We start from the raw sequence: 20,065 nt of genomic DNA, 5'->3' as shown, positions 1-20,065 counted from the left end.
GGGCCCATTCCCTTCTCACTCTCTCCCCCATGCCCCTGCTGCCCCCATCTACCCCCAATGCTGGGGAAAGAGGCCCGGCCGGGGATTTGCCGTTCGACCTTCGAGCACGTCGCAAACGCCTGTTTACCGGGGCCCGCACCGACATTTTCGGCAGTTGGCATGGGAGTTGCCGAAGACCTGTCAACTGACCCACATCCAAGGGGCAGGTACTCTGATAGAGGGAATACTCATGCACCCTTTACTGTCCAAAACCGCGATCGCACTGGCTGTGACCGCTCTGGCCCAAGGCGTTGCCCAGGCGGCGCTATTTGCTGTAGATCCCGGACCCTATTTGCCAGCCACCGGCGGCTTCGCTGCCTGGTATCAGGACAGCCACGGTCGAACGCTCGACTTGTGCTTGTCAAAAGCTGTCAGTTCCAGGGTTCCAAGTGCACCCGGCGCGCCAACCTACATGTGCGTTTTGAACCCAGAGCCCGGCGTTTTCGACGATACGCAGCCCATCGTTTTCCCAAGCAACTTTCCCGGTGAAACATTCTGGTTCACCGGCGAGGGCTCAATCGTCGATGCAGCCCGAGGCATCGACCTGACGTTTGTCAGTGCCATCGAAGCCGCCTTCGCCGCTGAAGAACCGATCGAAGGCGACCAGGTCAGTTTTGGCCGAATCCGTATTCGGGTGGACGTGCCCACTGCCGGTGTCTACACCATCACCCACCCCTACGGCGTAGACATATTTGACGTTCCCGCCGCTGGAGACCGCGCGATCAACATGACTCGCGACATCGGCATCGGCTCGCCGAAAACCTACGACGGCGCGCTCAGAAGTGACATTGGTCCGTTCCTGCGCAGCCTCAACGGCCCCTACACCGAGATCAACCCGGTCACGGGTCAAGCCGATCAATTCATCGGCGATCCGAACCTGGCAGAGGCGTTCACCGGCAGCCCTTTCAATACCAACTACATCCGCATTGAAGGCCCTAATGGACTGGATGTGCGCACGACGGTGATGACCATTTCCGGCAAGTTGTCGGCGGTGGTCCGCCCCACTCCGATCATTGCCGAGCGCAGCACGTACTCGCGCAAAGCCGGTGAAAGCGCACCGGTGGCGCAACAGGATGTGTTCGTGATGGCGCCACCGCCACCGGCCACCGTCACCCTGGACAGCAACAGCCCGGTGCTGAACCTGACCGAGGCCGACACCACCGGCCACTGGTACGCCCAGTCCGCGACCAACCCGACGTTGCCGAACACCCTTGTGGTAACCGCCGACAACCACCTGGCCATTCCCACCAGCACGCCGACCACGCTGTCCATGCCGCTGACCGACCTGGTGGTGATTTCACAGGCCCAGTACAGCCTGAGCAGCGGCCAGATCACTATCGTGGCCTCGACCAGCGATGAAACATCGCCACCGGTCCTTACCGCCACCTCCGGCACCGGGGTCGCCATCGGCTCTCTCAGTGGCGATGGTGCGGTGAAATCCCTGTCGACCGGCATCACGCCGATTCCACCGGCCAAGGTTCGAGTGACGTCATCCAATGGCGGCAGCGACACCGAAGAAGTGGTCGTCGTGCAATGAACGCACATATGCCCAGATCCTCATCAGGAGGCATCATGAACAAATTGCCACGCCTGGCGCTCAACGCCCTGGGACTGACTCTATCGTTGTCCGGCAGTGCATTCGCGCAACTCGCTGCCGTCGACCCCGGCCCCTACACCTTTGCCACGGGGAAATTCCCCATGTGGTATCAGGACAACAATCTGCTGTCGCTGGAACTGTGCCAGTCGCGGGCGACGAGTTCGCGGTCACCTGGTGCTCCCGGCGCGCCTGCCTACATGTGCATCCTCAATCCGGAACCCGGAGTTTTCGACGACACCCTGCCGATGGTGTTCCCGGATAACTGGCCACCGGAAACCTTCTGGTACCTCGCCGAGACCACCATCAATGATGTCGGCGGCTATGGCGTGGATGCCTACGTGGCCGGGATCGAAGCGGCTTTCGCGTCCGAGAACCCGGTCGACGGCGACCAGGCAAGCTTCGCGCGGATTCGGCTGCGGGTGAACGTGCCCGTGGCCGGGGTCTACACCATCACCCACCCTTACGGCGTGGAAACGGTCAACGTCACCGCACCGGGCCGTCGGGCAATCAACATCACCCGTGACATCGGCATCGGCGCACCGGGCAACTTCTCCGGTGCCCTCAACGGCGAGGTCGGGCCATTTCTGCGCAGCGTCAACGGCCCGTACACCGAAGTGAACCCGGACACTGGCGCCATCGAGACTTTTGTCGGCGATCCGAACCTTACCGAGGCTGTCACCGGTAGCCCCAACAACACTAACTTCCTGCGTATCCAGGGTCCGGCCGGGACCATCCAGACCAACCTCTTCACCGTATCCGGCAAGGTTCTCGACAACCGTGCGCAGACCCCGGTGGAAATCGGCCGCGCCACTTACCGTCGCACCTCTTCAGGTCCGGGCACCAGCAGCACCCGGGTGGAAGTCTTTGGCAAATCGGCCAATGGTTCGAGCCTGTGCTTCCGCGAAACCGTGGCCCTGGTTCCTGGACCACCACCGACGCCATGCCTGATCAACATGCTCGGCGACAACAACGGCCAGTTCTTCGGCCATCGCCTGACGGGCACCACCGTTCCACCCGTGGTGGTGGTCACCGCGACCAACCCGAGTGGCACCACCCGGCCAACGGCGGCGTCGAGCAAAGTCACCGACGTGGTGAAAGTCCAGACCGCTCGATACAGCTGGAGCAACCACAGCCTGCTGATCGAAGCCACCTCGTCTGACGAAGTGGTGGTGCCGGACATGGTCGCCCAGGGTTACGGTCGCCTGACCAAAACCGGCACGCTGCAACGCCTGACCGTCTCCGATCTGATGCAGCCACCCGCCACCGTCACCATCAAATCCGCCGCCGGCGGCAGCGATACCGAGGCCGTGGTGGTAGTCGGTACGGCACCGGATACCGGTGAGAACCAGGCACCGGTTGGCGTCGCCGACAGCGGCAGCACCACTTTCGGCGTACCGATCACCCTCAACCTGCTGACCAACGACGAAGACCCGGACGGCGACACCCCACTGACCATCACCGCACTGACCCAACCGGCCACCGGCCAGGGCATCGTGGCGTTGAACGGCAGCACGGCCGTCGTCTACACCCCGCCAGCGGTGGTCAATGCTCCACTGACCACCACCTTCACCTACAAGGCGCAGGACGCCAAAGGCCTGGCCGCGACCGCCGCGACGACCGTGACCATTACCGTGGCGCCTAACCAGCCTCCGGTAGCCGTCAACGACAGCATTGCAACCCTGGGTGTGTCGATGCCGATCAACGTGCTGGCCAACGACACCGATCCGGAAAACAACGTGCCGCTCGCCGTCGCCAGCTTCACTCCACCACCGGCCGGTCGCGGCACGGTGACCAGCAACGGCACCGTCCTGACCTACAACCCACCGGCCACGGTCACCACGGCGTTCACCACGACCTTCAACTACTTCGTCAGGGACAGCTTCGGAGCTGTGTCGACGGCGCCGGCCACGGTCACGGTGCAAGTCTCGCCACGGCCTGCTGCGGAAACCTTCGCAGTGACAGCGGCCACAGTGACGGCCCGTTCCAACAACCGCTTCAACTGGGACTTCACGGGTACCTCATCGGTGACCACCGGCAACACCATCACCGTCCAGGTGACCACGCCGACCGGCCTGGTAACCCTGGGTAGCACCACGGTGCCGCTGACCGGACGCTGGAGGCTGACCGTCAGCAACTCGACCACGGTGATTCCGTCGGCGAACCCGACAGCCACCATCACCTCGTCCCAAGGCACCGTGCGCACAGTGCAGGTCATCGCGAACTGAGCCCTCGCCCCATCGGCCAGCTCGGCTGATGGGGCAAGCCTCTCACCAAAGGACTACGCCATGAAAACGCCGACCGCCGCCCTGCTCTGCCTGCTTCTGCTCTGCTGCAGCGCAGGCGTGCGTGCCGACGATTTGATGGAGAACGACGACATCGCCCCAGGTGTCGACCTCGGCGAACTGCCACCTCCGGTGGGCCAGCAAGCCCTGATCGACCAGAACGGCCAGGCCAACGTCGCGCTGTTGCAACAGAACGGCCAGTCGCTGCTCGGCCAGATCGTGCAGTCGGGCAGCAATCAGGAAGCGTACATCCTGCAGCAAGGCAGCGACCTGATGGCATTGATCAACCAGCAAGGTTCCGGCAACGCCGCGTCCATCACCCAGAGCGGCAGCCACAACCGAGCGCAGATATCCCAGAACGGCAACAACAACGACGCCAGCATTGTCCAGGCCGGCACGGGTCAGCAAAGCGCTGTGACCCAGGCAGGTAATGGCATGAGCGTATCGGTCACCCAGTATCGCTAAAGCACTGCACCACTTGGAGGTTTCATCATGTTCAAACTGACGCCCCTCACCGCCGCCATCCTGGTCATAGTCAGTGCTCAAGCATTGGCCGACGACAGCGTGTCGATCCAAAACCAGTTCGGCGAGACCAACATCGCCGATGTGAAGCAGATTTCGGCACCTCTCAGTACCACCACCCAGAACCAGTACGGCGCGGGCAACGACGCGGCCGCCCTGCAGGACACCGCCACCAGCACCATCGAGCAGAACCAGTCCGGCAACTACAACGCCGGCTACGCCGAGCAACTGTTCGAAAACAACAGCACCATCATCCAGAACCAGAGCGGTGACACCAACGTCAGCCATGCCAGCCAGTCGATCGGGGTCGGCGGTGGCGAGGTCCTGCAACAACAGGAAGGCAACGGCAACTTCTCGTTCATCTACCAGGACAGCCAGGAAAACACCTCCGGCAAAACCTACCAGTACGGCGACGGCAACGAAGCCAACATCGAACAGATCCAGCTGGGCACGGCCAACAACGCGATAATCATCCAGTACGGCACCGCCAACTACGCCACTGCTGAACAGATCAACCACATGAACGGCCAGATCGACATCAACCAGTCCGGTGGCACCAACTATGCCTACGGCGACCAGCGCTACGGCGAAGGCGGCAACCTGACCATCAACCAGTACGGCGATGGCAACGGCAGCGAAGTCTGGCAGGACACCCAGGTCGCCAGCAAAACCACCATCGACCAGAACGGCCAGACCAACGAGACCATCGTCGACCAGAGCTTCGGCGACAACAACGTCGCCCAGGTGATTCAGGTCGGCGACCTCAACGCGATCTATGCCGACCAGTTCGAGTCCCTGAGCTCGACCGTGACGCTCAATCAACAGGGCATCAGCAACATTCACTTCACCTACCAGACCGGCACCGACCAGGTGCTCAACGCCACTTCCGTGGGCAACGACAACAAGGTCTACGCCAGCAACTGGAAAGGCCCGCTGACGCAAATGGGCGGCCAGTTCGGCAGCAACCAGCGCGCCACCGTCAACCAGAACGGTAACGGCAACATCGCCAACTTCACCCAGAAAAACACCGGCCACATCATGACCACTAACCAGTACGGCACTGGCAACAAAACCACGGTCAGCCAGGCCGAGTCCTACAACGAGCTGTACTTCGACCAGAACGGCACCGACAACATCCTCATCGCCGACCAGCGCGGCACCAACAACCTGGCCCAGGGCAGCAGCAACGGCACGAACAACACCACCGACTTCAACCAGGAAGGCACCGGCAACCAGGCGTTCACCACGCAGCTGTATGGCGAAGACAACATGATCACCATCAAGCAGGCCGACACCATGAACGTCGCTTATGTGACCCAGGGGGGGACTGGCAACATTGCCAGCGTGAACCAGAGTGGTATGACGCAGACGGCGAATGTGCAGCAGTTTGGTACGGCTAACAGTGCGACTGTGATGCAGAAGTAATTGCATGGCGTGAAAAACCGCGGCTCTTGGGGGAGGGTCGCGGTTTTATCTAGAACCGTGCGTTGGGTTTGACTACTCAACTACTACACTAATAATGTTCACCTGCAAATTTAAACAGCGGTAAAGTGTAAGTCTCTGATTCGATTAGCTTCAGCCTTGAGCATGGCGCTATCAGGGTTTTTGATCAATATTATTTCCCTAAAAAACTGATTAGCTGAATCGGGGGTTGGACGCTCACTAATTGGCACCCTTGGATCATACTTCCCCCTCATAGCCCCGCTTAATTTCCTATACGAAAAAGCTGACCCCGTATCCGGCTCATACCCTTTTATATAATTAAGAAACTTAAGATGCTCATTATCACCTGCAGGGATTCCAGTTAGCTTTTCCATGTGCGCACTTTGAAACCTAGCTCTTTCTAAATCATGATAATACTTGGCGTTTTTAGTAGGCGCATCTTGGGCCAACCTCCGCAAATAATCATAATCGTCACGTGCTTTGACAGCCTTCACTGGAGTCACCCCAGGCTTTAAAAAGTACATTCTGTTATCAACTTTAATAACATTGGTTCTTACAACCTCCTTTACAGCATCTGCCCTTGCTGCAATTTAGTGGTCGCACGCGCTCGCCACAGTTTTGCGATAGTTAAAACATCAGCATGTCCATTCGGATCATACCGATTGATCGGATCCCCCACACAATACGCATAAGGATTCCCCCCTCCCTTCCCAAATGGGCTCCAACTGTCCGGACTGTTGAAGCGCATCAATACCGGGTTAAACGCCCGATAGCCATTACCCAACAAATAATGTCCGGTCACAGGGTCTGGTCGTTCGCCGTTGAAGCCCAGCAAACTGAGCAGCCCATTTTCAGGGCGGCGATGACCATAGGGTGAATAGGCGATGGCATGTCGGGGCTGATTGGCCTTGAGCGTCTGGAGTATCGAGCGTTGTAGATCGGTGACGAGTAACGTGGTATCGAGCACATCGTCCTGGCGCTGTTGTTGTGCCAACAGCAGGTCGTCGTGCTGGACAATGGAGTGCTGCAGTGCCCCTTGAATTTCGGTGGCCAGGCGACTTTTGCAGTAAAAGCGTTGAAGCGGGGACGCTTGCGATTGGGTGTGGCTGATCAGGCGATCCAGAGGATCGTAGCGATAGAGGCAGAGCAGGTTTTGCTGAGGGAAGGTCATTGGGTGCTCCGAGCTTTTAAGGTCCGAGCGCTTGAGTATCTGTGATGCCGCCAAGGTTGTGACCTAGCAGAACAGATAGTTGCACTTTTGACGTAGGAGCTGCCGAAGGCTGCGTTCTTTTGATCTTTTCTCGTCGCGCGCAAAGAAGATCAAAAGATCGTCCGAACGCGGCCCGAGCCTTCGGCAGCTCCTACAGAAGATCTATGCGGGAGTGAGCCTGCCCGCGATGAACGAAAGCGCGGTCAGCCCTGCGGATCGAGGTTATCCAGCGTTCGGTTCACCGCCAGGTCGGCGAGCATGATCACCTGTTGGATGCCCAGCAACATGCTGCGCTGGGGTCCGTCTACGAACGTTGCGAAATCGGTGGCCATGATGCTGGCGGATGCCAGGGATTCGCAGGCGTGGGCCAGCAGGTCTTCGGTGCTGATGTCTGGGGCGATGAGGAACATTGAGCTGGGGTTGTGCGGAGGGGAGGATTTCAGGACGGCGGGTTTTAGATGAAGGTGGGAAGCAGGTTTTTCGGATGCTGATTCGGGGGGACTGGGCTTGGGCATGGTGAAGCTCCTTGATCAGTGGAGCCGCCACACGTCGCTGCTAAACGGTATGGGTGGCGACTGTACGCGGGTTAGCAGACCAGGGATCAAGGAACCCGGCGCACCGAAGTGCCCCACGCACAGCCACCATAACGGGGTGACACTGGCGCGCCTTGAAATTGACCGAGCTGCTAAACCCGACCGCTGAATGTGCAGCGATGCGGCGACAATAGAGACAGAGACCAAGGCGCACAAGCCGGCGGATTCTGGCGTAGTTGTAGGCAATGGCGCAAGGCGATGTAGCCTCGGATTCTTCCTACGGATGTTGCCTGGATCGTGGACAGCCACGAGAGATAGGTCAACTGCCAGGCCTAGGATTTACTATAATACGCTGTAGGATCTGGAATCCTTCTATTACCCTCACCAAATTTATCGATGTAACGCTTGTAATCCGACGATTCACGAATTTGCTTTCCGGCCCTTTGGGGAAGTATGCCCGGTTCATCACCCCTGGAAAGCCTGAGGAAATCCATGCCGTCCGCCATATCTTTTTTATAACGACTTTTCATATAAATTGCCTCACCAAATAACTCATCATACTGCCTCACTAAAGCATCCGGTAATTTTTTGACTTCAACAAGGCTATTCAATTGATTCCCCGTGAACTGCCTCCCACTTTGTTCAAACAGAGAAGGCACAACTTTCCCGGAGAACTGATCAGGAAATTTTTTTAGTGCGTTCTCCAGCGGCTCGTTGTGCCAGTCGATTGGTTTTCCCAGAGAATATCTCGACATGAATTTCTTGAGCTTCCTGGAAAACTCATAGTCGTTTTTCATATTAGGAAATCTATTGGGAGGAGACGGTGTAGCTATGGATTTAAGCATCGTTGAATTTTTTATTGCACCATTGGTTACTGAGCGGCGTTTTTGTGCTTGAAACGCAAGTTCCAACAATATGCTGTGCCCACTTCTGTCGCCCCAGCCAACTGGATCGCCCAAGCAATACGCATACGCATTCAAGCCCCCAGCCTCAAACGGGCTCCAACTGTCCGGACTGTTAAACCGCATCAATACCGGATTGAACGCCCGATAGCCATTACCCAATAAATAATGCCCAGTCACTGGGTCTGGTCGTTCGCCGTTGAAGCCCAACAAGCTGAGCAGTCCATTTTCAGGGCGGCGATGACCATAGGGTGAATAGGCGATGGAATGTCGTGGCTGATTGGCCTTGATGGTCTGGAGTATCGAGCGTTGTAGATCGGTGGCGAGTAACGTGGTGTCGAGCACATCGTCCTGGCGCTGTTGTTGTGCCAACAGCAGGTCGTCGTGCTGGACAATGGAGTGCAGCAGCGCCCCTTGAATTTCGGTGGCCAGGCGACTTTTGCAGTAAAAGCGTTGGAGCGGGGACGCTTGGGATTGGGTGTGGCTGATCAGACGATTCAGAGGATCGTAGCGGTAGAGGCAGAGCAGGGTTTGCTGAGGGAAAGGCATTGGGGACTCCGAGCTTTTAAGGTCCGAGCGCTTGAGTATCTGTGACCACGCCAAGGTTGTGACCTAGCAGAACTGATAGTTGCACTGTTTACTAAGGCAGCAACGACAAACCGGCGTTCACCACGCAGCTGTTCGGCGCCGACTACATGATCACCATCAAGCAGGCGGACATCATGACCGTCGCCTACGTCACCCAGGGCGGCACGGGCAACAGTGCAACTGTGTTGCAGAAAAAATCGCGCGGGGTGAAAAAAATCCGCGGCCCTTGAGGGAGGGTCGCGGTTTTTTTCATGGCTGTACGCAAACCCCCTGTAGGAGTGAGCCTGCTCGCGAAGAACGAAACGCGGTCAGCCCTGCGGATCGAGGTTATCCAGCGCTCGGTTCACCGCCAGGTCGGCGAGCATGATCACCTGTTAGATGCCCAGCACCATGCTCCGTTGCGGTCCGTCTACGAACGTTGCGAAATCGGTGGCCATGATGCTGGCGGATGCCAGGGATTCGCAGGCGTGGGCCAGCAGGTCTTGAGTGCTGATGTCTGGGGCGATGAGGAACATTGAGCTGGGATTGTGGGGAGCGGAGGATTTCAAGATGGCGGGCTTGAGGTGGGGACTGGCGGCAGTGTCTGCAGTTTCTGATTCGGGGGGATTGGGTGATGGCTTGATCATGGAAAAGCTCCTTGATTGACGGAGCTGCCACGATTCGCTGCGAAACGATGAAGGTGGCAGCTGTACGCAGGTTCGCAGACCGGGAATCAAGGAACCCGGCAGACTCGAAAGCCTCCCGCGCACAGCCGCCATAACGCAATTCAGGAGACGAACAAAAGCGCCAACTGAAAGGAAACGGTGGCGCTGAGCGCCTTGATTAATCCGGGCTGCGAAACCCGATCGCTGAATTGGCAGCGATCGGGTGACAATAGAGCCAGGGGAGCAAGGCGCACAAGCCGGCGGATTCTGGCGTAGTTGTAGGCAACGGCGCAAGACGATGTAGCCTCGGAATGTTCCTACGGATATTGCCTTGATCGTGGACAGCCGTGAGAGATTGGTCGGCTGTCAGGCCGCCTTCGCCGGCAAGCCTGGCTCCTACAGGAAATCACGTAAACCCGAAATCAGGTCGGCCGGTCGGCCGCCTCGCTTTGGCTTTTGCTGTGGCTTTTGATCTTCTTGCCCCATCACGCCCTGGGCCATGGATGGCCGATCGCGGCGGGCCCTGTAGGAGCGAGCATGCTCGCGAAAAACCTGAGAGCACCTCGGGGTGTCAGGCTCCCCGCGTCATCGTTGACCTCCATCGCGAGCAGGCTCGCTCCTACAGTAGACCGGGTACATCCGCGAGCGACTGGTCGGCTATAAGGCCGCCATCGCTGGCAGGCCCACAGTGGATCGGGCACACCTGCAAAATCAGGTCGGCTCGTAGGCCGCCTCGCTTTTGCTTTGGCTTTGGCTTTGGCTTTGGCTTTGGCTTTTGATTTTCTTGCCACATCGAGAGGCCGAGTGGAGGTTCTGCGCAGTGGGTAAACCGGCATGGATGCCGGTTTAGCCGCGCTGGGCCAAGGATGGCCCATCGCGGCGGGCCCACGGAGCAGGACCGGAGCGAGGGCATGCCGAGCATTAGCGAGGCACCGAACGCCAGGGGCAAGAGCCCTTGGTTACTTGGGGCTCTTCCAAGTGACTCGCTGTAAAAGCGAAACCATAGGTGGCCGTTACCGCAGGAATGGATATGTACTCCGTCAACAAACAATAGGTCGGCTGTCAGGCCGCCTTCGCGAGCAGGCTCGCTCCCACAGTTGATTCGAGTACATCCGTCAAAGTCAGGTCGGAAATGAGGCCGCCATCGCTGGCAAGCCAGCTCCTACAGTTGTCCAAGTACAGCCGCGAGCGACTGGTCGGCTATAAGGCCGCCTTCGCTGCGATGCGGCGACCCGACAAGCCAGCAGATTGGACGGGGTACATCTGCAGGAACTGGGTCGCAATGCCGCCTCGGCTCACTCATCCTCCCCCTCACCCTCCGGCACCACCCTGTTCTGCGTCAGGTACCGATCCAGCGTCTCATTTTGCGCAGGCACGGAATTATCCCCCGCCACCTGCCACAAATGCCGCTCGATCCCCTGCGCCAGCATATGCCCCACCGCCGCCTCGATCGCCGACAACACACACAACTGCGCCGGTTCGTTGGTGGTGTAGCCCACCTCGGCTTCAAGCAACTTCTTGAACTCGATGAACTTGAACACCCCGGCACTGCGGGCCACGGAGTAGATGGTCTTGCTGGTCATGACGTTGGACAGCACCTGCCCGCTGCGCACGTCCACCGCCCGCAGGTTCACCGTGACCTGATCGACCCGATACTCCCGGGAAATGTCGATGCCCAGGTAGCGCGCGCCTTCGCCGCCGCTGCGCACGTTGGTGTCGTAGGCGATGATCCCGCCCTCGAGCATCATGTTCGCCGCTTGCAGCGGTGGCAGTTCAGCCTGGATGTTCACCGGGGTGTTCGGTTTCTTCTGCGAGGCGCGGATGATCTTGCGCTCGGTCAACAGGTTCTGCAGCCCTTCGCGCTCCAGCACCACGAACCAGCCGCTGGCCTGCAAGGCGTCCATCAGCATGCTCGCCGCGCCCTGGGTGACACTGGTGGAAAACGAGCTGGCCGGGGTCGGCTTGTATTGCCCGGTCTGGTCGCGGAAGCCGTAGACCACCGCCATCAACCGGCCCTTGGGTCGTGGCATGTTGATCAAGTCGTAGTAAGTCGAGGCCCTTGGGGTCAGGGTCGGGGTTTTGGAGTCCTGCTCGGCCGACATCGGCTCACGCAGACTGCACCCTTGTAATGCCGCCAACATCAGCCCCAGCGCAATTATTTTTTTCATGTCCTTAACTCCCCATGTCCGCCGCCCCATCAAGGGGCCAGGCCATTCACCTGGATTTCCGAAACTTCGCCGGTCGCCCGATCGGTCACGACAATGCTCAGTGCCCCCGAGTCGTCGACGACGTTGACGATAAAAGCGTCTGTGGACAGGCTCCCCGTGTTGCCGGTGGAGATGTTGTCCAGCAGTTGCCCCAGCAAGCGCGATTGCAACTGGGCGCTGAAGCGTTCCAGGGCCGAGGTCCCGGCCACCGAGGTACGATCCTTCAAGTCGGGATCGTCGTAGTCGTTCTGCGCCTGGGCGTTGTTGAGCAGCCAGGTGCCGTTCAACGGGTTACCGCCGAACGATGGGTTGATCGGTGTGTAGACCAGCTCCGTGCCCTGGGCCAGGGCGCAAGCGCCCAGGCCGAGCAAGCATCCACCGGCGCGCTGCAAAAACGTTTTCGCTTTCATAGTTCGTCCCTCTCAAGGTCCGTGGTGTCCTGCAACAAGGCTTCCAGCTTGCGCTGGACAATCTGCCCGCGTACCCAGTCGGCGGCAGCATAGGCCTCGTCCTTGAGCTCCACGGTGTTCGGCGGCAGGAAGCGCCGGTAAACCAGTCGTTGTTGAAATTCCACGGTCACCAGGCTGCCCCAGCGAGCCGAAGGTCGTTCGCGTACCACCAGGTTGAAATCCATCGGGCTGGTGGCGCGCAGGCGTTCACTGAACGAGTAGTAAAATTCGTGGCCGATGTGCGAGATCGTGTCGTCGACGATGAAGCCGAGCATTTCGTCCTCTTCACCGGCCCAGGTTACGGCGGTGCTCACCAGCAGGATCATGGCCAGGCAGAAGCGCTTCATGGCTGCACCGCCTGGGGCGATTGGGCCGGGCCATTGGCCGGGCCGGAGGCGCCATCGAGGAAAGCTTTTTCGGCCACGAACTGCCAGTCCTTGTAGCTGGCCATGCCGTTGAAGTCCGACCATTGACTGGGGAAATCCGCCTGTTTGAGCGGCAGGTCCGTGGACGGGCTGCTGATGCCGGTGATGCGTCCGTCGAAGCCGCGCATCAGGAACCATTCACCGCCACCGATCGGGTCCGGGTACAGCTGGCGGATATGATGTTTGGCATTTGGAAAGCGCTGGTCCTGCACCAGGTCGGCGAGTTCCTTGGGGTACTGGGCCAGGCCTGGCGAACTGCGGTAATAGCTGCGCAGTGCCTGGGCGTACTGGGTGCCGACCCACAGCAATTGGCGTTCGCGGTCGCGCCGTGAGGCGGTGGACCACAACTCGCCGGCACTGGCCAGGCCCATGCCCATTACCATGATCAGAAACAGCACACCCAGGTAGGTGAAGCCGTCTTCTGCCGCAGGCTTACCACTCGGAATAAAGGCTGCCATCACGCGCCCTCCCTGTGGCACCACTCTTGATATCGGCGACACCGCCGGCCACGCCGTCAGGCGGTGCAACCATGACCCAGGCGTCCTTGCGTTCGGATATCGGGTCCATCGGCGGATTGCGCAGGTAGCGCTGTTCAACCAGCTGCTCGATGGAGTCGGGATAGCGTCCGGTGTCACCGTAGTAGTGATCCAGGGCTTCGCGCATCGCCGACAGGCTCTGGCGCAGGGTGGTCTCCTTGGAGGCCTCCAGGCTGTTGAAATAGCGTGGCAAGGCGATGGTCATCAAGGTTGCGATGATTGCCATGACCACCATCAGTTCCAGCAGGGTAAAACCCTTTTCCCGACGCATATGCTCACCACTCCCGGTAGGCGATGCCGTTGAGCCCCTTGCCCCGGGCCTTGGAGTAAACGTCAAAGACGTCCTCGCCGTCCCGCGGGTTTTGAGCCGTACTGTCGTAGGAGCGCAGGCCCCAGCCACCTTCGTCGTCGCGCTTGACCGGTGCCAGCGGGTCATGGGGCACGCGCCGCAGGAAATAGAACTTGGCACCCTTGGCGCTGCGCACATCACGCACCCCTTCCACCAGCACCTGCAGGTTCGGCGGGTAGCCGCTGCTGTTCAGCGACTTCTCGATATAACCGGCGTCGAAAGCGCGCTTGTAGGCGTCGAGGGCATCGCGGATCTGGTACAGCGCGGTGCGCAGTTCCTGCTCTTTGCCCCGGCGCACCACGGTCTCGGTCAGCGGCGCGGCCATGCCGGCCAGCAGGCCGATCAGGGACAGCGTCACCACGACTTCGATCAAGGTAAAACCGCGTTGCGAGGCGTTCATGATCAAGGCTTCCCGACGGTGACGGTGGTAGCGATCGGTGCGTTCATGCCACGGACTTTCACCTCTTCGACTTCGACCTTCGAGCGGTCCGGCGCCTGGATGTGCATGCTGGTTTCGGTGCCGGTGGCGAATTCCATGTCCGACGGGCTCTGGTACGGCAGGTTGCGCACGATCCGCGGCGTGATCGACAGCACCAGCTCGGATTTGCTGACGTCGTCCTTGTTGCTGCCGAACAGGCGACCCAGCCCGGGAATGTCGCCAAGACCAGGAATCTTGTTGCCGGTGCTACCATGGTCGTTGCGCATCAGGCCGGCAAGAATCTGCGTTTCGCCGTCATGCAGGCGCAGGGTGGTCTGCGCGTTGCGGGTGTCGACCTGGACCGGAATCGTGCCCTGGCGGGTCGGTTCCAGTGGCGTGGCGTTGCTGACTTCCAGCGCCACCTTGATCGCCACTTCGTTGTTCAGGTGCACGGTGGGCTGCACTTCCAGTTTCAGACCGACGTCCAGGTAAGTCACGCTTTCGGTGATCACCGGTCCCTGGGTCGACGGCACCGACGTGGCGCTGATGATCGGCACGCGCTGACCGATGTGGATGCGCGCCTGTTCGCGGTTGCTGACGCGAATGACCGGGCTGGCCAGGGTGTTGATGTCTTTGTCCTGGGCGTTGATCTTGGCCTGTGGCGACGGCTGGATAGTGATCCGGCTGGAGTTGATGCCTTTGAGCTGATCAAGAACGCTGACCGCCGTACCGTCGCTGTTGATCACGCCAAAGGTGTTCGGCCATTGCAGGCCCAGGTCGAGAATCCGCTGGGTGGCGACTTCCATCACTTCCACTTCCAGCACCACTTCGGGGTTGGACTGATCCTGCGATTGCAGGAGTTTTTCCGCCATGCGCACGGCGTCGCCGGTGTCGCGCATGGTCAGGGTGTTGAGGCGTTCGTCGACGAACACGTCGCGGGTCTTGAGCATGGTCTTGACCATGTTCAGCGCGGTGTTGGCATCGATGCTGGTCAGGTAGAAGGTGCGCATCACCAGCTCTTGGTAATCCTTGAGCTTCTGCGGCGAGTCCGGGTAGATCAGCAGGGTGTTTTCGTTCACCACTTTCTGGTGCAGCTGGTTCTGTTGCAGCAGCAGTTCCACGGCGTCTTCGATGCGCACGTCGCGCACGAAGATGGTGGCTTTCATGTCCGGGCGCAGGTCCTTGTCGAAGATGAAGTTCAGGCCGGCGACCTGGGACAGCACTTCGAAGATGGTCTTGAGGTTGGCGTCGCGAAATTCCAGGGTCACCGGCCGGTCCAGGCGGGTGCGCAGTTGCGGATAGGCCACCACGTTGCGGCTCTGCACCAGGCGGATATTGCCCTGCAGTTCCAGGGCGCCTTCGTTGTTCGGGTCCAGGTCGAGAATCTGCTTGACCTGACGCTCGGCGCCGTAGATGTCGCCGCGGCGCAGGTCGCCACGGGCCAGTTCGAGTTTTTCATCGAGGCTGCGCATGTGTTCGAGCTGGCGCAAGGCGTCCTGGGCGCGGCGGTTGTTCGGCTCGATGGTCAACACCCGGCCGTACCCCATGCGCGCCGACGCGAAATCACGCTGGGTGCGGTCCATGTCGGCCTGGGTCAGCAGCGCCGTGACCGAACGGGCACGGGAGCTGTTGAGCGCAATGTGCAGTTCGGTGTCGCGAGGGTTTTCCCGCAGGCCCTCCTCGATCCGGGCCAGTCCGGCTTCGTATTGCCCCTGTTCGATCAGCTCAGAGGCTTCTTCCTTGGCAACCTGCGCCGAGCTGCAGGCGGCCAGCCCTGCGCAGAGACAGAGGCTCATCAGCAAACGGGATTTGTTCATTGCGCGCTCCCCACAGACAAAGTCTGGGACAAATGCAGAGGCAAATAGACCAGGCTCAGTTCCAGATCGGAAATCCCCTCGATCTTCCATGTTTCGTCGATCACATCCCCTTTGCGCACGACGTAGATCTTTTCGCCGTTCTGCAAAAACACTTGCAGGTCGGTGCGGTCATTCATCCGGCCGATAAACTGGAAAGGCATGGGCGGTGCAGTGGGGACCTGCACCACCGGTGCAACGTTGACAGCTTGTTCGGTGACGCTGGCCAGGACCGGTGCGGCCTTCCAGCTGCGCGCGGCGAACAGGTCGCCCGCCGGGCTCAGGTCCTTGATCGCCACTGGCGCACCGGAGGCTTTCGCAGCTGGCAACGCGCCACGGCTCTTGCCTTTGGCCGGCGAGGCCACAGCGGCCATTTCAACGTCACTGTCGTCGGCCTGCTTGAAGTATTCGGGCAACCAGGTCAGCGCCGCAGCCACGCCGAAGAACGCCACCCAGCCCACTACACGTTTGCTGTTCATCATGACCTCGACAGGTAAAGGGTCATGCGGATCCGCCCGTTCAGGTCGGTGTCGGCGATCTTCTTGCGCGAAAGCTCCAGGTCCTCCACCACCACCGCCGGCAACTGGCCGAGCAAGGCGTGCATGAAGCGCCGCAGTTGCGGATAGCTGCCCCGCACCGGCAACAGGATCTGATAGCGCGCCAGGTGGGTCTTGGGATCGATACCCAGCGAGTATTCGCCCCGGGACAGGGTGATGCGTTCCTGGGCGGCCAGCGCGTAGATCTTGTCGATGGCGACGGTGGCCTGGGGCTGGGTCGGCAATTTGCTGCGGAAATCATCGAGCTGGCGTTGCGGCACGACTGGCGCTGCGATCGAGCCCTCCTCGACCTTGGCCAGGTATTCACGGGCGTCCTGGGTCTGTTGGCTCAGGTGCTGCAGCGCCTGCCAGTCCGGCAACAAACCGAACAGGCCATAGGTCAGCGCCAACACCAGCATGGCCAGCCCCGCCAGGCCGGGCACGCCCAGGCTTTGCAGGTATTCGTGGACGATCAATCTAGGGATTTGCATCGCCAATCTCCCAGGTAGCCGACAAGTTGAATTGCACCGGGTGTTCCGGCACGTTGGCGACGATTTCGTGACTGAGCAGCGACACATCGGACAGCTCGTCGCTGGCTTCGAGGCGGCGGTGGAAGTCGAGCATGGCGTCCAGGTCGCGCGCCTCGGCGCTGATCCGCACCTGGCCCTTGCGGGCATCCGGGGTCAGGGTCAGCAAGGCAATGTTGTCCCGGGGCATGGCCTCCAGGGTGGCGAACAGACGCTCCCAGGGGCGGCGCAATTGCTGCGACACTTTGCGCATCTCGGCCAGGTTCTGTGCCTGCTCGCGGGTTTCGGCCGGGGTCAGGCTGACCTTGCTGCCGTTGTCGCCGGTGAGCACGCGTTGCGTGGTTTGCAGATGACCTTGCTGTTGATCGGCCTCCCCGCTGAGGTGTTGCTGAAACAGGATGCAGGTCAGCGCCAGCACCACACCACCGGCCAGCAGGCTCCAGCCCAGGGGGCTTGAGCGGCGGCGCGGCTGAAAGTCGAGCATCAGGGGGCGCATGTCAGGCCACCGCCCGGGACATGACGTACAGGCAATCGTGTACGGCTGTCCGGCCCTCTTCAAGGGTGCGCAGGTGTACGCCTGGCACTTCAGGGTGCGAGTCGATGCGCGCTGGCGCATGCAGGTAAACGTTCAGCGGCCGTTCGCTGGTGGAAGCCTGCAGCTGGCTTTCGCGACCGATCAGCGCGGTCAGTGCCGCATCACTGTCGCTGCTGCCCACCGAACGCACCGCCGTCCAGCGACCTTCGCGGGCCAGCAGCAACACGCTGCGCACCGGTTCAGCGACCACGAACAGGAAGTCGCCGGCGTCGAAGCTTTTGTCGAAGTGATTGAACGCCGCCATCAGGTACGGCTGCACCGAACGCAGGCGCAGGCCACGACCGCTGGCCAGGGTGCGCAGACGGTCCAGCAGGTCTTGCGGCAACGCCGTCGCAATGCGGTCGTAGCCGGCAGGTTCGGCCGAGAGCACCAGGCTCCAGGGTTGATTCGGTACCCCGTAGAGGTCTTCGAAGCACAGCTGGGCAAACCCCCGCAGTTCGTCGGGGCTGCTGATCTGCTCGCTCCAGGGCACCAGGCAAAACCGGCTGAAGTGGCCGGAGACCACCACGGTCAACTCGGCACCGGCGCGGGCATGTTCACCCAGCAGGCGGTCGAGGGTTTCCAGGGCGACCGTCCAGGCCATGAATCCTTCATCGATGAAGCCGACGCTGCCCAGCCACAGGGTGTCGCCACCTTGACGCTGACCGAGGCCGACACCACTGGCGCCGAGCACGGCGACATAACGCTCACGAGATAAAAGTGACACGATTGATCTCCTCGAGAGTAGTTCGGCCTTGTTGCACCAGTTCCAGCGCCGATTCGCGCAACAGGCGCAAGCCACGTTTGCAGGCGTGGGCCTTGATTTTCGAAATGGGTTGGCGCTCGACGATCATTTGCCGCAGTTCGTCGTCCAGGTGCAGCAACTCGGCAATCGCGCTGCGTCCGCGGTAGCCGGTACCACGGCAATGTCCGCAACCCTTGCCGTGGACAAACCGGTAGTGGTCGACCTGTTGCGGGTCAAGGCCCGAGCTTTGCAGCTCTTCTTCGGTCGGCGTATACGGCGCGCTGCAAGCACTGCAGACCAGGCGGATCAGGCGCTGGGCCAGTACCGCATTGAGCGCGGAGACCAGGCTGTAGGGGTCGATTTCCATCTGGGTGAAACGGCCGATCACGTCGAACACGTTGTTGGCGTGGATGGTGGTGAACACCAAGTGCCCGGTGAGTGCCGATTGCACGGCGATCTGGGCAGTGTCAGGGTCGCGGATCTCACCGACCATGATCTTGTCCGGGTCGTGGCGCAGGATCGAGCGCAGGCCGCGGGCGAAGGTCAGGCCTTTCTTTTCGTTGACCGGGATTTGCAGCACGCCCGGCAGTTGGTATTCCACCGGGTCTTCAATGGTAATGATCTTGTCCACGCCGTGGTTGATCTCGGTGATCATCGCGTACAGCGTGGTGGTCTTGCCGCTACCGGTGGGGCCGGTGACCAGCACCATGCCGTAGGGTTCGGCGGCGAGGCGGCGCAGCTGGCGCAAGGTTTCCTCTTCAAAGCCCAGTGCCTGCAACTGCACGCCGCAGACCTTGTCGGCCAGGTCCTGTTTGTCGAGCACCCGCAGCACCGCGTCCTCGCCGAAAATGCTCGGCATGATCGACACCCGGAAGTCGATCTGCCGGCCGCTGATGCCGATCTTGAAGCGACCGTCCTGGGGCACGCGTTTTTCGCCGATGTCCAGTTCGGCCATGACCTTGACCCGGGAAATCACCTGCTCGGCGAACTCGTTGCCCTGGATCTTGCTGATGTTGTTGAGCACGCCATCGATGCGGTACTTGATCACCAGGCCGCTGCCGGTGGTGCCCAGGTGGATGTCGCTGGCGTGCATCTTCAGCGCATCGTAGAGGGTCGAGTTGACCAGCTTGACCACCACGCTCGAGTCTTCGCTGATGCTGGTCAGCGACAGGCTTTGCAGGGTGTCGATCTCGGTTTTGCCGTCGGCCTGGGCGTTGAGCGATTCCACCGCGTGGAAGCTCTCTTCGTGGCGCGCCAGGTAGGCTTTCAGGTCGTCGGCATGCACCAGGTACAGCGGCGCGCCGTGCAGGCAGTCGTCGATCCAGGCCAGGCGAGCGCTGTCGAAGGGGTCGGCAAACACGCCAATGACCGCGTCGTCGTGACGCAGCAGGGTGAATTCGCGCTTGAGGCATTGGGCCAGGGTGACCCGGTCGAACACCGGAGTGGATTGAAACAGGCTGTCGGTGTCGAGCACCGGATAGTGCAGGGTCGCACCGAGGCACTGGATAAAGGGCATGGGGGCCAGTTCGCAGAGCTCCCCGAGAGCTTCGAGCATCCGCTCGCCGGAACTGCCGGCCCGGGAACGGGCCTCGGCCAATTGCTCACTGGAAAATCGAGTGGGTACACAATCCAGCGGTGGCGCATCGACGACAAGGGATAGACGGTCCATGGCTTGCTCTCCAACAC

General features: G+C 60.5%; 21 protein-coding genes and 1 pseudogene. 5 read left to right on the top strand and 17 right to left on the bottom strand.

Annotation, left to right across the window (positions count from 1 at the left end; all coding sequences use genetic code 11):
- The first annotated feature begins 229 nt into the window (after window positions 1–229).
- The 4 genes from ACA054_RS11860 to ACA054_RS11845 are packed head-to-tail and all read left to right on the top strand — an operon-like array spanning window position 230 to window position 5,865.
- Complete coding sequence (locus tag ACA054_RS11860) at window positions 230–1,576, top strand: hypothetical protein (protein WP_497689538.1); 1,347 nt, start codon at window positions 230–232, stop codon at window positions 1,574–1,576.
- A 35-nt stretch (window positions 1,577–1,611) separates the two neighbouring features.
- Window positions 1,612–3,861 (top strand): Ig-like domain-containing protein, encoded by a 2,250-nt coding sequence (locus ACA054_RS11855; protein WP_497689537.1) that lies wholly within the window; start codon window positions 1,612–1,614, stop codon window positions 3,859–3,861.
- Between the two features lie 60 nt (window positions 3,862–3,921).
- Entirely contained in the window at window positions 3,922–4,383 is a 462-nt protein-coding gene (locus ACA054_RS11850; protein ID WP_497689536.1) for a curlin, read from the top strand.
- 27 nt (window positions 4,384–4,410) lie between these two features.
- Window positions 4,411–5,865 carry a curlin gene (locus tag ACA054_RS11845; protein WP_497689535.1) on the top strand — a complete coding sequence of 485 codons (1,455 nt, stop codon included), beginning with the start codon at window positions 4,411–4,413 and terminating at the stop codon, window positions 5,863–5,865.
- A gap of 110 nt (window positions 5,866–5,975) precedes the next feature.
- Here ACA054_RS11845 and ACA054_RS11840 read toward each other — a convergent pair whose 3' ends face one another.
- From ACA054_RS11840 to ACA054_RS11825, 4 genes are all read right to left on the bottom strand, one after another.
- Window positions 5,976–6,377: a hypothetical protein gene (locus ACA054_RS11840; protein ID WP_497689534.1), complete on the bottom strand. Its 402-nt coding sequence runs from the start codon at window positions 6,375–6,377 to the stop codon at window positions 5,976–5,978.
- 71 nt (window positions 6,378–6,448) lie between these two features.
- Window positions 6,449–7,054 (bottom strand): RHS repeat-associated core domain-containing protein, encoded by a 606-nt coding sequence (locus tag ACA054_RS11835; protein WP_497689533.1) that lies wholly within the window; start codon window positions 7,052–7,054, stop codon window positions 6,449–6,451.
- Window positions 7,055–7,296: 242 nt separating this feature from the next.
- Window positions 7,297–7,608, bottom strand: coding sequence for a DUF6124 family protein (locus tag ACA054_RS11830; protein WP_497689532.1), 312 nt, complete (start codon window positions 7,606–7,608; stop codon window positions 7,297–7,299).
- Between the two features lie 350 nt (window positions 7,609–7,958).
- Window positions 7,959–9,077: an RHS repeat-associated core domain-containing protein gene (locus ACA054_RS11825; RefSeq protein ID WP_497689531.1), complete on the bottom strand. Its 1,119-nt coding sequence runs from the start codon at window positions 9,075–9,077 to the stop codon at window positions 7,959–7,961.
- A 146-nt stretch (window positions 9,078–9,223) separates the two neighbouring features.
- On the opposite strand from ACA054_RS11825, the gene ACA054_RS11820 reads away from it, so the two are divergent.
- Window positions 9,224–9,346: a hypothetical protein gene (locus tag ACA054_RS11820; RefSeq protein WP_497689530.1), complete on the top strand. Its 123-nt coding sequence runs from the start codon at window positions 9,224–9,226 to the stop codon at window positions 9,344–9,346.
- Window positions 9,347–9,424: 78 nt separating this feature from the next.
- Here the strand turns inward: ACA054_RS11820 and ACA054_RS11815 are convergent.
- The 13 genes and pseudogenes from ACA054_RS11815 to ACA054_RS11755 all read right to left on the bottom strand — a co-directional run bounded on the left by ACA054_RS11815 (window position 9,425) and on the right by ACA054_RS11755 (window position 20,048).
- Window positions 9,425–9,742: pseudogene (locus ACA054_RS11815) on the bottom strand (DUF6124 family protein).
- Between the two features lie 1,313 nt (window positions 9,743–11,055).
- Window positions 11,056–11,928 (bottom strand): CsgG/HfaB family protein, encoded by an 873-nt coding sequence (locus ACA054_RS11810; protein WP_497689529.1) that lies wholly within the window; start codon window positions 11,926–11,928, stop codon window positions 11,056–11,058.
- Between the two features lie 29 nt (window positions 11,929–11,957).
- Complete coding sequence (locus ACA054_RS11805) at window positions 11,958–12,377, bottom strand: curli assembly protein CsgF (RefSeq protein WP_497689528.1); 420 nt, start codon at window positions 12,375–12,377, stop codon at window positions 11,958–11,960.
- Window positions 12,374–12,763, bottom strand: coding sequence for a curli production assembly/transport protein CsgE (csgE, locus tag ACA054_RS11800; protein ID WP_497689527.1), 390 nt, complete (start codon window positions 12,761–12,763; stop codon window positions 12,374–12,376). The genes ACA054_RS11805 and csgE overlap by 4 nt, the downstream gene beginning before the upstream one ends.
- On the bottom strand, window positions 12,760–13,299 hold the full coding sequence (locus tag ACA054_RS11795) for a type II secretion system protein (RefSeq protein ID WP_497689526.1): 540 nt from the start codon (window positions 13,297–13,299) through the stop codon (window positions 12,760–12,762). Before ACA054_RS11795 ends, csgE begins: the two co-directional genes overlap by 4 nt.
- Entirely contained in the window at window positions 13,274–13,648 is a 375-nt protein-coding gene (locus ACA054_RS11790) for a type II secretion system protein (protein ID WP_497689525.1), read from the bottom strand. Before ACA054_RS11790 ends, ACA054_RS11795 begins: the two co-directional genes overlap by 26 nt.
- 4 nt (window positions 13,649–13,652) lie before the next feature.
- A complete protein-coding gene (locus ACA054_RS11785; protein ID WP_497689524.1) occupies window positions 13,653–14,126 on the bottom strand; it encodes a type II secretion system protein in 474 nt (157 codons plus the stop codon).
- A gap of 2 nt (window positions 14,127–14,128) precedes the next feature.
- Complete coding sequence (locus tag ACA054_RS11780; RefSeq protein WP_497689523.1) at window positions 14,129–15,961, bottom strand: secretin GspD/PilQ domain-containing protein; 1,833 nt, start codon at window positions 15,959–15,961, stop codon at window positions 14,129–14,131.
- The gene (locus tag ACA054_RS11775; protein ID WP_497689522.1) at window positions 15,958–16,476 is read right to left on the bottom strand and encodes a hypothetical protein; all 519 of its coding nucleotides are present in this window, start codon (window positions 16,474–16,476) and stop codon (window positions 15,958–15,960) included. The genes ACA054_RS11780 and ACA054_RS11775 overlap by 4 nt, the downstream gene beginning before the upstream one ends.
- On the bottom strand, window positions 16,476–17,024 hold the full coding sequence (locus tag ACA054_RS11770; protein ID WP_497689521.1) for a GspMb/PilO family protein: 549 nt from the start codon (window positions 17,022–17,024) through the stop codon (window positions 16,476–16,478). The genes ACA054_RS11775 and ACA054_RS11770 overlap by 1 nt, the downstream gene beginning before the upstream one ends.
- Entirely contained in the window at window positions 17,011–17,556 is a 546-nt protein-coding gene (locus ACA054_RS11765; protein ID WP_497689520.1) for a PilN domain-containing protein, read from the bottom strand. The genes ACA054_RS11770 and ACA054_RS11765 overlap by 14 nt, the downstream gene beginning before the upstream one ends.
- 1 nt (window position 17,557) lies before the next feature.
- Window positions 17,558–18,361: a hypothetical protein gene (locus tag ACA054_RS11760; protein WP_497689519.1), complete on the bottom strand. Its 804-nt coding sequence runs from the start codon at window positions 18,359–18,361 to the stop codon at window positions 17,558–17,560.
- Entirely contained in the window at window positions 18,342–20,048 is a 1,707-nt protein-coding gene (locus ACA054_RS11755; RefSeq protein ID WP_497689518.1) for a GspE/PulE family protein, read from the bottom strand. Before ACA054_RS11755 ends, ACA054_RS11760 begins: the two co-directional genes overlap by 20 nt.
- Window positions 20,049–20,065: the final 17 nt, after the last annotated feature.

The sequence above is a fragment of the Pseudomonas sp. LBUM1653 genome, from assembly GCF_059716115.1.
The sequence above is the reverse complement of the archived record's forward strand: the minus strand, read 5'-3'. Positions and strand labels throughout refer to the sequence as shown.

Bases quoted from the DNA above. Each gene is read 5' to 3' on its own strand.
- ACA054_RS11830 (WP_497689532.1), bottom strand. From the start codon at position 7,608: ATGCCCAAGCCCAGTCCCCCCGAATCAGCATCCGAAAAACCTGCTTCC.
- ACA054_RS11835 (WP_497689533.1), bottom strand. From the start codon at position 7,054: ATGACCTTCCCTCAGCAAAACCTGCTCTGCCTCTATCGCTACGATCCT.
- ACA054_RS11795 (WP_497689526.1), bottom strand. From the start codon at position 13,299: ATGGCAGCCTTTATTCCGAGTGGTAAGCCTGCGGCAGAAGACGGCTTC.
- ACA054_RS11780 (WP_497689523.1), bottom strand. From the start codon at position 15,961: ATGAACAAATCCCGTTTGCTGATGAGCCTCTGTCTCTGCGCAGGGCTG.
- ACA054_RS11785 (WP_497689524.1), bottom strand. From the start codon at position 14,126: ATGAACGCCTCGCAACGCGGTTTTACCTTGATCGAAGTCGTGGTGACG.
- ACA054_RS11775 (WP_497689522.1), bottom strand. From the start codon at position 16,476: ATGAACAGCAAACGTGTAGTGGGCTGGGTGGCGTTCTTCGGCGTGGCT.
- ACA054_RS11820 (WP_497689530.1), top strand. From the start codon at position 9,224: ATGATCACCATCAAGCAGGCGGACATCATGACCGTCGCCTACGTCACC.
- ACA054_RS11765 (WP_497689520.1), bottom strand. From the start codon at position 17,556: ATGCGCCCCCTGATGCTCGACTTTCAGCCGCGCCGCCGCTCAAGCCCC.
- ACA054_RS11790 (WP_497689525.1), bottom strand. From the start codon at position 13,648: ATGCGTCGGGAAAAGGGTTTTACCCTGCTGGAACTGATGGTGGTCATG.
- ACA054_RS11845 (WP_497689535.1), top strand. From the start codon at position 4,411: ATGTTCAAACTGACGCCCCTCACCGCCGCCATCCTGGTCATAGTCAGT.
- ACA054_RS11755 (WP_497689518.1), bottom strand. From the start codon at position 20,048: ATGGACCGTCTATCCCTTGTCGTCGATGCGCCACCGCTGGATTGTGTA.
- ACA054_RS11770 (WP_497689521.1), bottom strand. From the start codon at position 17,024: ATGCAAATCCCTAGATTGATCGTCCACGAATACCTGCAAAGCCTGGGC.
- ACA054_RS11825 (WP_497689531.1), bottom strand. From the start codon at position 9,077: ATGCCTTTCCCTCAGCAAACCCTGCTCTGCCTCTACCGCTACGATCCT.
- ACA054_RS11860 (WP_497689538.1), top strand. From the start codon at position 230: ATGCACCCTTTACTGTCCAAAACCGCGATCGCACTGGCTGTGACCGCT.
- ACA054_RS11810 (WP_497689529.1), bottom strand. From the start codon at position 11,928: ATGAAAAAAATAATTGCGCTGGGGCTGATGTTGGCGGCATTACAAGGG.
- ACA054_RS11850 (WP_497689536.1), top strand. From the start codon at position 3,922: ATGAAAACGCCGACCGCCGCCCTGCTCTGCCTGCTTCTGCTCTGCTGC.
- ACA054_RS11805 (WP_497689528.1), bottom strand. From the start codon at position 12,377: ATGAAAGCGAAAACGTTTTTGCAGCGCGCCGGTGGATGCTTGCTCGGC.
- csgE (WP_497689527.1), bottom strand. From the start codon at position 12,763: ATGAAGCGCTTCTGCCTGGCCATGATCCTGCTGGTGAGCACCGCCGTA.
- ACA054_RS11855 (WP_497689537.1), top strand. From the start codon at position 1,612: ATGAACAAATTGCCACGCCTGGCGCTCAACGCCCTGGGACTGACTCTA.